This is a genomic window from Pseudoroseomonas sp. WGS1072 (assembly GCF_049340465.1).
Classification (GTDB): domain Bacteria; phylum Pseudomonadota; class Alphaproteobacteria; order Acetobacterales; family Acetobacteraceae; genus Pseudoroseomonas.
Map to the genome: position 1 here is coordinate 412,807 of NZ_JBMPSU010000001.1, position 12,704 is coordinate 425,510.

Here is a 12,704-nt window from a genome sequence, read left to right on the forward strand (position 1 = left end):
CGCGGCCTCAGACCAGCGGGCAGCCGCCCTCCTTCAGCGGCCGGAAGGCTTCCTCCGCCGCCAGCGTGCCGCGCAGGTTGTAGTAGTCCCAGGCACCCCGGCTCTCGCCCGGCGCCTTGACCTCGAACAGGTAGGAGGGGTGGATCTTGCGGCCATCGGCGCGCAGCGTGCCGGGGCCGAAGCAGTCATCGTCGGTCGGCATGGCCTGCATCCGCCGCACCACCTCGGCGCCGCTCGCCTTCGCCGCCGGCAGGCCGAGGTCGGCCACCGCCTTCAGGTAATGCAGCACGCCGGAATAGGTGCCGGCCTGTTCCTGGTTCGGCCAGTTGTTCGGCACCTTGGGCTTGACCCGGTTCAGGAAGGCGCGGGTGCGGTCGTTCAGGTCCCAGTAGAAGGCCTCGGCCAGCAGCAGACCCTGCGCCGTCTCCAGGCCGAGCGCGTGGATATCGGTGACGAACATCGGCGTGCCGGCCACCTTCACCCCGCGCCGCGACAGACCGAACTCCTGCACCTGCTTGATGCAGTTCACCATGTCGGCGCCGGCCATCAGCAGCCCCACCACCTTGGCCCGGCTGGCCGCCGCCTGCAGGATGAAGGAGGCGAAGTCGGTGGTGCCCGGGAAGGGGAAGCGCGCCGAGCCCGCAACCTTGCCGCCCGCGGCCTGGATGAAGCGGGTCAGATCCTTCTCCATCTGGTGGCCGAAGGCGTAGTCGGCGGTGATGAAGAACCAGCTGTCGCCGCCGTTGCGCACCGTGGCGCTGCCCACCGTCTTGGCCAGCATGTAGGTGTCGGCCGTCCAGTGCACGGTGTTGGGCGAGCAGCGCTCGCCGGTCAGCGCGGCGGAGAGGGCGCCGGTGTTCACCTGGACCTTGTTCTTCTCCTGCACCAGCCCGGCCACGGCCAGGGCGATGGCCGAGTTGTTGACCTCGCAGATCATGTCGACGCCGTCCTGGTCGATCCAGCGGCGGGCCAGGGCGAGGGCGACGTCGGGCTTGTTCTGGTGGTCGCCCTGCACGAACTCCACCGTGATGCCGCGCGCGGCCAGGCCCAGATCCTCGGCCGCCTGGCGGGCGCAGGCGAGGGCGGTGGGGCCGGAGGTGTCGCGATAGGGGCCGGAGAAGTCGGCCAGCACCCCGATGCGGACCGGCGCGGCCTGCTGCGCGCGGGCGATCGGCAGGGGCGCCAGCAGGGCGGCGCCCCCCGCCAGCAGATGGCGGCGGCGGAACTCGGTCATCCGGTCTTTTTCCTTCCTCGAACGTCGCGGCGCCCGGCGCCGCGGGCGCGAGCTTGGCGGCTCTGCCGCGGTGCCGCAAGCGCCGTTGAAACCGGCGCCCGCCCCGCGCATATCGCGCCTCGCGACAAAGCATCCATCCAAGGAGAGGCCTGTGAGCGAGACGGTGGAGCGGCATGAGTTCAATGCCGAGGTGGGGCGGCTGCTGGATCTGGTCGTCCACGCCCTCTACTCGGAGCGCGAGATCTTCCTGCGCGAGCTTGTGGCCAACGCGGCCGACGCCATCGACAAGCGCCGCTTCGAGGCGCTGACCCGGCCGGAGCTCGGCCTGCCGGGGGAGGCGCGGATCCGCATCGTCCCGGACAAGGCCGCGCGCACCCTCACCCTCTCCGATCCGGGCATCGGCATGAGCAAGGCGGAGCTGGCGCAGAATCTCGGCACCATCGCCCGCTCCGGCACCCTGGCCTTCGCCAAGGCCCTGGCCGAGAGCCAGGCCGCCGACCGGCCGAACCTCATCGGCCAGTTCGGCGTCGGCTTCTATTCCGCCTTCATGGTGGCCGATCGGGTCGAGGTGACCTCGCGCGCGGCGGGCAGCGAGGAGGCCTGGCTCTGGGCCTCGGAGGGGCGCGGCCAGTTCACCCTGGCGCCCGCGGGCCGCGCCGAGGCCGGCACCGACATCGTGCTGCACATGAAGGCCGATGCCGCCGAGTTCCTGGAGCCGCTGCGGCTGCGCACCATCATCCGCAAATGGGCCGACCACATCACCGTGCCGATCGTCCTGCTGCAGGACGGCAAGGAGGAGCCGGCCAACGAGGGCACGGCGCTGTGGCGCAAGCCGAAGTCGGAGGTCAGCGCGGAGAGCTACACCGAGTTCTACCGCCATCTCGGCCATGTCTTCGACGAGCCCTGGGCGACGCTGCACTGGCGTGCCGAGGGGACGCTGGAGTTCAGCGCCCTGCTCTTCATCCCCGGCATGAAGCCCTTCCAGGCGGTGGAGGGGGAGCGCGAGAGCCGGGTGCGGCTGCATGTCCGGCGGATGTTCATCACCGACCAGGCCGGGCTGCTGCCGCCCTGGCTGCGCTTCGTCCAGGGCGTGGTGGACACCGAGGACCTGCCGCTCAACGTCAGCCGCGAGATGCTGCAGGCGACGCCGGTGCTGGGCCGCATCCGCAAGGCGGTGACCGGCCGCGTGCTCTCCGAGCTGCGGAGCCGCGCGAAGGAGGCCGAGGACTATGCGCGGTTCTGGGAGAATTTCGGCCCGGTGCTGAAGGAAGGCGCCTGGGAGGATGCCGAGCACCGCAAGGATGTCGCGCCGCTGCTGCGCTTCCGCTCCACCGGCCAGGAGGGCTGGACCTCGCTCGCCGATTACGTCGCGCGGATGAAGCCGGAGCAGGAGGCCATCTACTACCTCGTGGGCGAGGACCCGGCGGCACTCGCCGCCTCGCCGCAGCTGGAGGGCTTCCGCGCGCGCGGGCTGGAGGTGCTGCTGCTTTCCGACCAGATCGACAACTTCTGGCCCGAGCGGCTGGAGCGCTTCGAGGACAGGCCGCTGCGCAGCGTGACGCAGGAGAGCGCCGACCTGGCGCGGTTCGCCCCCGAGGGCGCGCCGGCCGAGCCCCCGGCCGATCTCGCAGGCCTGCTGCCGAGCCTCAAGGCGGCGCTGGAGGGCGAGGTGACGGAGGTGCGCGCCACCGAGCGCCTGGTGGACAGCGCCGTGGCGCTCGCCGCCATGCCCGGCGCGCCGGACCTCTCGCTGCAGCGGCTGCTGCGCCGCGCCGGGCGGGGCCTCGGCGTCGAGATGTCGGTGCTGGAGCTGAACCCGCGCCACCCGCTGATCCGCCGCCTGGCGGAGCGCGCGGCGGCCGGCGCCGAGCTGCGGGAGGAGGCCGGGCTGCTGCTGGACCTGGCGCGGCTGCAGGATGGCGACACCCCGCGCGACCCCGCGGCCTTCGCCCGGCAGGTGACGGAAGCCCTAGCGGCGCGGCTGGGCTGAGCGGATCGCCGCCGCCCGGCCACCGGGCGGCGGCGGCGGACCGCACTTGATTTCCCGGCCATTCTCGCCCATGCGTATGGTCATCGTACAACACGGCGGCCCAAGGGGGAGATGTCCATGCCCATCACCGGCGAGATGCTGATCGGCGCCACGGCCCTGCGCGGCACCGACAGGCCCGTGCGCGCCGTCGAGGCGGCCACCGGCCAGCCCATGGAGCCCGCCTTCGGCGGCGGCACGGCGGCGGATGTGGAGCGCGCCTGCGCTCTGGCCTGGACCGCCTTCGACAGCTACCGCGAGACCGCCCCCGAGGCGCGCGCCGCCTTCCTGGACGCGGCCGCCCAGGCCATCCTCGACATCGGCGACGAGCTGATCGTCCGCGCCATGGCCGAGAGCGGCCTGCCGCGTGCCCGGCTGGAGGGCGAGCGCGGCCGCACGGTCGGCCAGCTCCGCCTCTTCGCCGCCGAGATCCGCGATGGCGGCTGGCAGCAGGCGCGCATCGACCCCGCCCTGCCCGACCGCAAGCCGCTGCCCCGCCCGGACCTGCGGCTGCGGATGATCCCGCTCGGCCCGGTCGCCGTCTTCGGGGCCTCCAACTTCCCGCTGGCCTTCTCGGTCGCCGGCGGCGACACCGCCTCGGCGCTGGCCGCCGGCTGCCCGGTGGTGGTGAAGGCGCATTCGGCGCATCCCGGCACCTCGGAGCTGGTCGGCCGCGCCATCCAGGCGGCGGTGCGGGCCTGTGGCCTGCCGGAAGGCGTCTTCTCCCTGCTCTTCGGCTCCGGCGCCGTGGTCGGGCAGGGCCTGGTCGCCGATCCGCGCATCAAGGCGGTGGGCTTCACCGGCTCGCGCGCCGGCGGCACGGCGCTGATGCAGACCGCCGCCGCCCGGCCCGAGCCGATCCCCGTCTATGCCGAGATGAGCAGCATCAACCCGGTCTACCTGCTGCCGGAGGCGCTGAAGGCGCGGGCCGAGGCCATCGGCCGCGACTTCATCGGCTCGCTCACCATGGGCGCCGGGCAGTTCTGCACCAATCCCGGCCTGATCCTGGGCCTGGACGGGCCCGACCTCGACCGCTTCACCGCCGCCGCGGCCGGGGCGCTTTCCGGCGCCGCGGCGCAGACCATGCTGACGCCGGGCATCCTGAAGGCCTATCGCGAGGGCGTCGGGCATCTGGCCGGCAACAACCGCGTCCGGAAGCTGGCCGAGGGCCAGGCCGGCGACGAGATGCAGGGCCAGGCGGCGTTGTTCGAGACCACGGCGGAGCACTTCATCGCCGATCCGGCGCTGTCGGAGGAGGTGTTCGGCTCCGCCTCGCTGGTCATCCGCTGCACCGACATGGCGCAGGTGCTGGCCCTGACGGAGCGGCTGGAAGGCCAGCTCACCGCCACGCTGCAGATGGATGAGGGAGATCTGGAGACGGCGCGGTCACTGCTGCCGGTGCTGGAGCGCCGGGTCGGCCGCATCCTGGTGAACGGCTACCCGACCGGGGTCGAGGTCAGCCATGCCATGGTGCATGGCGGGCCCTACCCCTCCACCTCGGACGGGCGCTCGACCTCGGTCGGCACCCTGGCCATCCAGCGCTTCCTGCGCCCGGTCTGCTACCAGAACCTGCCGGCGGCGCTGCTGCCGCCGTCGCTGCGGGAGGACAATCCGCTCGGCCTCTGGCGGCGGGTGGATGGCACGCTGACGCAGGGCTGAGCACGGCCGGGGCGGCTGTGCTAGACCCCCCGGCCGGGCGGCATGACGCCGCCCGCCCTGGGGAGGCGGCATGGCGGCACGGCTCTGGTTCATCGGCAGTCTGCTCGTGGCGCTCGGCCTGGCGGCCCGGCTGCTGGGGTGGGACGTGCTGCTCTGGATCCCGCAGACGGTGATGGATGTCATCCGCGAGGACCCGGCGACCTCGGGCGTGATCACGCTCGGCATCGTGCTGATGGTGATCGCCCGGCTGATCGGCCAGAGGCGGGGCTGAGGCGGGAGGGGGCGGGACCCGTCCCCTCCCCCCGTAGACTCAGAGGCGGGCGGCCTCAGAGGCGGAAGGCCTGGCGCGCCAGCAGCCGCCAGTCGTTCCCGTCCTTCTGCCAGACCTGCATCACGCCGATCCGCACCGGCGTCGTCTGGCCGGCCGGCGAGACGGTCTCGCCCACCATCAGGTGCCGCACGATGGCGTTCGGACCGGCGAGGTCGATGGTCTGCTCGCTCAGCTCGATCCGGGTGAAGGCGCTCGCCTTGGATTCGAGATAGGCGATGAACTGCTCCTTGTTCTCGATGCGACCGGCGGAATGGCCGTAGCTCAGCTTCTCGGCCGTCAGGGCGGCAAGCCGGGCGCGGTCCACCTTGAGCATGGCCTCGGTCAGCGCATCGACGGCGCGGGCCACCACGGCCTCGCCACCCCGGGCCTCCTGCGCCGCCGCCGCGCGCGGCGCGGCGATCCCCACCGACAGACAGAGCGCGGCGGCCAGCGCCACGCCCCTGCGAGACATCATCATCGGACCCTCCCTGGATTCGTTCTTGTTCCGCGACGTTATGCCGCGCCGGTGGGAAGGTCCAGGGAAGGAGCAAGGGAGGCGGCGGCGCCTCCCCGCCTCACGCGAAGACGTAGTCGCCGTGGCCCAGCGTCACGCCGCCGAGCAGGGTGACGTGGCTGGTCCAGCCGCCGGCATCCTGGATGGTGAGGAGCTGCCCGGCCTGGCCGACCGTCGCCTCCGCGCCGAAGCCCTTCAGCTGCAGCTGGTCCACGCCCGCCTGGAAGTCGGTGATGACATCATGGCCCATGCCCTTGTTGACGATGAAGGTGTCGCGGCCGGCCCCGCCGGTCAGCACGTCATTGCCGCCGCGCCCGTCCAGCACGTTGTTGCCGGCATTGCCGATGATGCGGTTGTCGAGCGCGTTGCCGGTGCCCTTCGACCAGGAGGTGCCGGTGAAGATCAGGTTCTCGACATGGTCCGGCAGGGTGTAGGCGTCGATCCAGGTGGTGACCGTGTCGGTGCCCTGGCCGGCCAGTTCCACCACCTTGTCCGTGGCGCTGTAGACGACATAGGTGTCGTCGCCCGCCCCGCCCCGCATGGTGTCGCCCCCGCCCAGCGACTTGTAGCCGTCGGCGCCCGCGGTGCCGGTCCAGCTCTCGGCCCTGGCCGTGCCGTAGAACCACTTCGCCGGCTCCGCGCTGAGCGGCAGCGAGGCGGTTCCGGCCGCCGGGGCGGAGGAGCCGGTGGAGGGGGCCGGTGCGGGCGCGGGTGCGGGCGCGGGGGCCTCGGCGGCGGCGCTCGCGCTGAAGCCGAAATCCGCCGCCTTCAGCGCCTCCAGCTGCACGCCGCGCAGCGTCAGCCCGTCGCCCTGGCCGAAGTCGAGGACGGCGTCGTTGCCCACCTGGCGGCCCGTCGCCTTCACCGCCCCCAGGTCGGAGAAGCCGAAGCCCTGGAGCGAGATCCTGTCGCCGCTGGCGAAGTCCGTGACGATGTCATGCCCCTCGCCCCGGGCCAGGATGAAGGTGTCGTTGCCGCCGCCGCCGGTCAGCATGTCGTTGCCGCCCTTGCCGTTCAGCACGTTCGGGCTGTCATTGCCGGTCAGCCGGTTGGCCAGGCCATTGCCGGTCGCCTGGGTCCAGGAGGTTCCGGTGGCGACGAAGTTCTCGACATGCTCGGGCAGGGTGTATTCGGAGAGCCAGGTGGTGACGGTGTCGATGCCCTGGCCGGCCAGTTCCACCACCTTGTCCGTGGCGGTGTAGACGACATAGGTGTCATCCCCCTTGCCGCCCTTCAGCGTGTCCCCGCCGCCGGCCGAGACGAGCTGGTCGTGGCCGTCCGTGCCGATCAGGGTCTCCGCTTTCGCGCTGCCCCAGACGGTGCGGGTATAGGCGGCGCTGGCGGCCGAGGTCGTGGTGGCGGAGGGCAGCGGCGACGGCGGGTTGAGCGAAGGCTCGGGCGCCGGGGCCGGTGACGGCGCGGTGGCGGTGCTGTTGACCAGGGCGATGTCGTCGGCCGCCAGGCTGGAGAGGGCGACGCCCTTCAGCGTCACGCTCTGGCCGCCGCCGAGATCGATCACCGTGTCGCCGCCCGACTGCCGCGCCGCCGCCTTGACCGCGGCGAAGTTCGCGAAGGCGAAGCCGTCCAGCCGCAGCACGTCGCCCAGTCCGTTGCCCGCCCGGAAGTCGGTGATGGTGTCGTTGCCCTCGCCCCGGGCGATGACGAAGGTGTCGTTGCCGCCGCCGCCGGTCAGCAGATCGTTGCCGCCCTTGCCGTTCAGCACGTTCGGGCTGTCGTTGCCGATCAGCCGGTTGGCCAGGGCATTGCCGGTGCCGCTGCTCCAGCCGGTGCCGGTCAGCGTCAGGTTCTCGACATGGTCCGGCAGCACATAGCCGCTGATCCAGGTCGAGACCGTGTCCACGCCGCCGCCGGCCAGTTCCACGACCTGATCGGTCAGGGCGCCGATGTAATAGGTGTCGTCCCCTCGGCCGCCCTTCAGCGTGTCTCCGCCGCCATGGGAGTGGAGCGCGTCATGGCCGTCGCCGCCGGTCAGCGTGTCCTTGCCGCCGGTGCCGTGAAGGCTGCGCGTGGCGGCGGCGCTGGCGGCGGTCGTGGTGGTGCTGTCGCCGCTGGCGGCGGGGAGCGTGGGCGCAGGCGCCGGGGCCGGAGCCGGAGCCGGGGCGGGCGCGGGCGTGGGCGGGGTGACGACGGCCGGCCCCTCCATGCCCGGGCCCGAGAAGGCGTCCTTGTAGGCGGCGCCGGACTTCGGCTCCGTGCCGTCCGACAGGCGGCCGGGATAGGCGGCGTCGGAATCCCAGTAGGCCTGCAGCACCACGTCGTGGCTCTCGAACCACTCCTGCACCAGCTTGATGTAGGGCGCGGCGGTGTCGGTCTTGATGCCCCATTCCGAATAGGCGGTGGGCTTGCCATGCGCGTCGGCGAAGGCCTCGAGCCACTTCAGCCCGTACTTCCAGTCGCGGATGGTCTCGAAGGCCTTGACCGGATCGCTGCCGACATATTCGGGCTTCCAGTAGAAATCCATGCCGATGATGTCGACATAGTCGTCGCCCGGATAGGCATTGGCCGGGTTCATCCCGCCCGAGGCGGCGTCGACGTTCCATTCGAAGACGAAGCGATCGGAGACCGAGCGGAAGGTGGTGACCATCTGGCGGAAGGCGCCGATGAAGTCCTGCTCCTTGCCGATGGCGTTCCAGTGGAACCAGTCGCCGTTGAATTCCCAGCCGGTGCGGATATGGATCTTGTCGGTGCCCGGCGTGCCGTTCAGGAGGGTTTCCGCGACCGACTTGTAGTGCTGGTTGTAGCTGCCCCGGGCGGCGGAGGAGAGGTTGGCGTCCCGCGTGATCAGGGGCACCGACCAGAAGATGTCGCGGTCGGTGTTCTTCCAGAGGTCGTTGACCATCCATCTGGCGCTGCTGACGAAGTCGTTCCAGTTGGCGAAGCCGACGACGCCGTGGACACTGTCGACCTCGCGCCCCAGCCACTTCTCGAAGGTCGAGACCTGACCCGCATTGTTGCCGACATAAACGCCAAGTGCAGTCATCTTGCCCGCCTTCTGGAAGGAGTGCGGCCAGGGCCGCCCCTGGGCCCAGAATCGCGGCAAGAGGTCAAGAAGCCGTTAAGGGCGCTAGAATTTATTAGATTTGATGCAACCATTGCGGGCATGACGGCAATGCGCCCTGCCCTGAACAGGATATTCCCCGATGAGCCCTGAACTGCGTTGGCTGGCCTGGAGCCTTCTGCTCGGCCTGTTGCACCTGGTCCTGGCCGCCGCCGCGGCGCGCGGACAGTCCGGCCTGCCCTGGGCGCTCGGCCCCCGGGACACGCCGCAGCCGCCGCTGACCGGCATGGCCGGCCGCCTGCAACGGGCCCAGGCCAATTTCATGGAGACCTTCCCCTTCTTCCTGGGTGCCGTCCTGCTCGTCCAGCTGAGCGGTCGGGGCGGATCGGCGAGCGCGCTGGGCGCGGCGATCTACGTCTGGGCGCGGCTGGCCTATCTGCCGCTCTACGCCGCAGGCATTCCCTATCTGCGGACGCTGGCCTGGGGCGTCTCGGTGGCCGGGCTGCTGATGGTGCTGGGCTCCGCGCTGCCCTGGGCCGGATGAGGTCCCGGCGGCAACCGGGGATACGGGTTGCTGCCGCGGTCCCTCGCAGGAGAGGCGTGACGGCCATCCGAATTTCGTGCGGCGAGACGCAATCGGGGCGTGAGCCGCGTCTCAATCATAATAATGGACGAGATTTTTACACAATCGTACAAAGCGCCTGCTACCCCCCATAAGGCAATCAAACGATGGATCTCCGGGATTCTCTCCACGAGGTGCAGCTTCGTGTTCAGGTCGCGCAGGCTCTGCTGGTCGATGCGCTCGACGAGCGCCCCGGCCCCGACCGCCGCACCATCCTGGAGGCATTGATGGAGGTGGACGCCGCCGAGCGCATCCTCGCCTTCAGCGTCGAGCCCGCCAATGACACGGCCGAGGCGGAGGAGGTCGAGGCGCCCGGCCTGCGTCTGGTGCAATCCGCCGACTGAGCCTTCCGCCCCTCCCCCCCGCACGGCGCGGCCCTGCCGCTCCGCTGCGACGACGCGGCTCATTTTTGCGCCACGCACCATGGCGCGGCCGTGCAAAGCATGTCTCAATGCCCTCCCGTCCCACGCCGGCGCCCGCCGGTGCGGGACGGGCAAGATCGCTTCCCGTAGCCGGCAACCGCCGCCGGGCGGGCGCTTTGGCAGGACATGTTTCAGGGGAGTTCGCCATCCATGCCCTCCAGGCCGACGATCGAGGGGCCTATCGCCCGCACCGCCATGGCCTTCGTGCTGGCCGGTGGGCGGGGCAGCCGGCTGATGGAGCTGACCGAGCGGCGCGTGAAGCCGGCGGTCTTCTTCGCCGCCAAGTCGCGCATCATCGACTTCGCGCTGTCCAACGCGCTGAACTCCGGCATCCGCCGTATCGGCGTGGCGACCCAGTACAAGGCGCACAGCCTGATCCGGCACCTGCAGCGCGGCTGGAACTTCCTGCGCCCCGAGCGCAACGAGACCTTCGACATCCTGCCGGCCAGCCAGCGCGTCTCCGAGACCGGCTGGTACACCGGCACGGCGGACGCGGTGTACCAGAACCTCGACATCATCGAGAGCTACGCGCCCCGCCACATCGTCGTCCTGGCGGGCGACCATGTCTACAAGATGGATTACGAACGCATGCTGCAGCAGCATGTGGACAGCGGCGCGGATGTCACCGTCGGCTGCATCGAGGTGCCGCGCCTGGAGGCCACCGGCTTCGGCGTGATGCATGTCGAGCCGAACGGACGCATCATCTCCTTCCTGGAGAAGCCCAAGGACCCGCCCGGCATGCCGGACCGGCCGCATATGGCCCTGGCCAGCATGGGCATCTACGTCTTCGAGACGCGCTTCCTGGCCGAGCAGCTGCGGCGCGACGCGGCCGACCCGCAGTCGAGCCACGACTTCGGCCATGACCTCGTCCCCTACATCGTCCGCCACGGCCGCGCCTACGCGCACCGCTTCGCCGAATCCTGCGTCCATTCCGGCCAGGAGGCCGAGGCCTACTGGCGCGACGTCGGAACCGTGGATGCCTACTGGCAGGCCAATATCGACCTGACCGAGGTGGTCCCGGCGCTCGACCTCTACGACCGCGAATGGCCGATCTGGTCCTATGCCGAGCTGACCCCGCCGGCCAAGTTCGTGCACGATGTGGAGGGCCGCCGCGGCATGGCCACCGCCTCCCTGGTGTCGGGCGGCTGCATCGTCTCGGGCGGCTCGGTGCGCCGCTCGGTGCTCTGCCCCTCGGTGCGGGTGAATTCCTACGCCGCGGTCGAGGGATGCGTGCTGTTGCCGGGCGTGGATATCGGCCGCGGCGCGCGGCTGCGCAACACCATCGTGGACAGCGGCATCCAGATCCCCCCCGGCATGGTGGTGGGGGAGGATCCGGAGCTGGACGCGCGGCGCTTCCGCCGCACCAACAAGGGCATCTGCCTGATCACGCAGCCCATGCTGGACATGCTGGACGACAAAGCGCGCTGATGAGCCTCCGCCTTCTCTCCGTCGCCTCCGAGGTCTATCCGCTGGTCAAGACCGGGGGGCTTGCCGATGTCGCCGGCGCGCTGCCCGCCGCGCTGGAGGCCGAGGGCGTCGTCACCCGCACCCTGCTGCCGGGCTATCCCCGCGTGCTGCGCGCGCTGGAGCGGGCCGAGACGGCGCATGATCTCGGCGACAGCCTCTTCGGCCATCCCGCCCGCCTGCTGGCGGCGCGCGCCGCCGGGCTCGACCTCTTCATCCTCGACGCGCCCTCCCTCTATGCCCGCGAGGGCAACCCCTATTCCGGCCCGGACGGGCAGGACTGGCCGGACAACGCCTTCCGCTTCGCCGCCCTGGCCCAGGCGGCGGCACGAATCGGCCGCGGCCTGCTGCCGGGCTTCCTGCCCGATGTCGTGCACGCGCATGACTGGCAGGCCGGCCTGGCCCCCGCCTATCTGCACTATGGCGGAGAGGGGCGGCCCGGCACCGTGATGACGGTGCACAACCTGGCCTTCCAGGGGCAGTTCCCCGGTGCCTTGCTGACCGCTCTCGGCCTGCCGCCGCATGCCTGGTCGGTCGAGGGGGTGGAGTATTACGGCGCGCTGGGCTTCCTCAAGGCCGGGCTGCGGCTGGCCGACCGGGTCACCACCGTCTCGCCGAGCTATGCCGCCGAGGTCCGCACGCCGGAAGGCGGCATGGGCATGGACGGCCTGCTGCGCAGCCGCGGGCGGACCCTCAGCGGCATCCTGAACGGCATCGACACCGGGGTCTGGAACCCGGCCACCGATCCGCACCTCGCCGCCTCCTACGACGCGAGCCGGCTCGAGGGCCGCGAGGCCAACCGCGCCGCGCTGCGTGCCGAGATGGGGCTGGCGCCGGACCCCGCCGCGCCGCTGCTGGCCGTGATCAGCCGGCTGTCCTGGCAGAAGGGCATGGACCTGGTGCTGGAGGCGGTTCCGGCCCTGCTCCGCCACGGCATGCAGCTCGCCGTGCTGGGCACCGGCGATCCCGGCCTGGAGGCCGGTTTCCGCGCCGCCGCCGAGGCGCATCCCGGCCGGATCGGCGCCCGGCTCGGCTATGATGAGGGGCTGGCCCATCGCATCCAGGCGGGCTGCGACGCCCTGCTGGTGCCGTCCCGCTTCGAGCCCTGCGGCCTGACCCAGCTCTGCGCCCTGCGCTACGGTGCCCTGCCGGTGGTGGCCCGGGTCGGCGGGCTGGCCGATACGGTGATCGACGCCAACGAGATGGCGCTGGCCGCCGGGGTCGGGACCGGGCTGCAGTTCGCCCCGCCCTCCGCCCCCGCGCTGGAGGCGGCGCTGGACCGGCTGGCGGCGCTCTGGGCCGACCACGCGGCCTGGCGCGGCGCGCAGCGCGCCGGGATGGCCGGCGATGTGAGCTGGCGCCGCCCCGCGGCGCGCTATGCATCGCTCTACCGTGAGTTGCAGTCCCGCTAGTCTCCCGGCCGGATGCGCGAAG

The 12,704-nt window shown here is 71.4% G+C and carries 10 protein-coding genes; 7 read left to right on the forward strand and 3 right to left on the reverse strand.

Features of this window, described 5'->3' with window-relative positions:
• Window positions 1-7: 7 nt before the first annotated feature.
• Window positions 8-1,234, reverse strand: a complete 1,227-nt coding sequence (locus ACF3NH_RS02015; protein ID WP_198366037.1) for an ABC transporter substrate-binding protein — start codon at window positions 1,232-1,234, stop codon at window positions 8-10.
• Between the two features lie 151 nt (window positions 1,235-1,385).
• Here ACF3NH_RS02015 and htpG point away from each other — a divergent pair, with 151 nt between their 5' ends.
• The 3 genes from htpG (at window position 1,386) to ACF3NH_RS02030 (ending at window position 5,190) form a co-directional block, all read left to right on the forward strand.
• Window positions 1,386-3,224, forward strand: coding sequence for a molecular chaperone HtpG (htpG, locus tag ACF3NH_RS02020; RefSeq protein ID WP_422921676.1), 1,839 nt, complete (start codon window positions 1,386-1,388; stop codon window positions 3,222-3,224).
• A gap of 117 nt (window positions 3,225-3,341) precedes the next feature.
• Window positions 3,342-4,919 (forward strand): aldehyde dehydrogenase (NADP(+)), encoded by a 1,578-nt coding sequence (locus ACF3NH_RS02025; protein ID WP_422921677.1) that lies wholly within the window; start codon window positions 3,342-3,344, stop codon window positions 4,917-4,919.
• A gap of 70 nt (window positions 4,920-4,989) precedes the next feature.
• The gene (locus tag ACF3NH_RS02030; RefSeq protein ID WP_422921678.1) at window positions 4,990-5,190 is read left to right on the forward strand and encodes a hypothetical protein; all 201 of its coding nucleotides are present in this window, start codon (window positions 4,990-4,992) and stop codon (window positions 5,188-5,190) included.
• A 55-nt stretch (window positions 5,191-5,245) separates the two neighbouring features.
• Here ACF3NH_RS02030 and ACF3NH_RS02035 read toward each other — a convergent pair whose 3' ends face one another.
• Both ACF3NH_RS02035 and ACF3NH_RS02040 read right to left on the reverse strand, forming a co-directional pair.
• On the reverse strand, window positions 5,246-5,707 hold the full coding sequence (locus ACF3NH_RS02035) for a nuclear transport factor 2 family protein (protein ID WP_198366033.1): 462 nt from the start codon (window positions 5,705-5,707) through the stop codon (window positions 5,246-5,248).
• 97 nt (window positions 5,708-5,804) lie between these two features.
• Window positions 5,805-8,744 carry a glycosyl hydrolase gene (locus tag ACF3NH_RS02040; protein WP_422921679.1) on the reverse strand — a complete coding sequence of 980 codons (2,940 nt, stop codon included), beginning with the start codon at window positions 8,742-8,744 and terminating at the stop codon, window positions 5,805-5,807.
• Between the two features lie 160 nt (window positions 8,745-8,904).
• Here ACF3NH_RS02040 and ACF3NH_RS02045 point away from each other — a divergent pair, with 160 nt between their 5' ends.
• From ACF3NH_RS02045 to glgA, 4 genes are all read left to right on the forward strand, one after another.
• Entirely contained in the window at window positions 8,905-9,306 is a 402-nt protein-coding gene (locus ACF3NH_RS02045; RefSeq protein ID WP_422921680.1) for an MAPEG family protein, read from the forward strand.
• 185 nt (window positions 9,307-9,491) lie between these two features.
• The gene (locus ACF3NH_RS02050; RefSeq protein WP_198366030.1) at window positions 9,492-9,728 is read left to right on the forward strand and encodes a hypothetical protein; all 237 of its coding nucleotides are present in this window, start codon (window positions 9,492-9,494) and stop codon (window positions 9,726-9,728) included.
• Between the two features lie 228 nt (window positions 9,729-9,956).
• Complete coding sequence (glgC, locus tag ACF3NH_RS02055) at window positions 9,957-11,234, forward strand: glucose-1-phosphate adenylyltransferase (RefSeq protein ID WP_198366029.1); 1,278 nt, start codon at window positions 9,957-9,959, stop codon at window positions 11,232-11,234.
• A complete protein-coding gene (glgA, locus tag ACF3NH_RS02060; RefSeq protein ID WP_422921682.1) occupies window positions 11,234-12,682 on the forward strand; it encodes a glycogen synthase GlgA in 1,449 nt (482 codons plus the stop codon). Before glgC ends, glgA begins: the two co-directional genes overlap by 1 nt.
• Window positions 12,683-12,704: the final 22 nt, after the last annotated feature.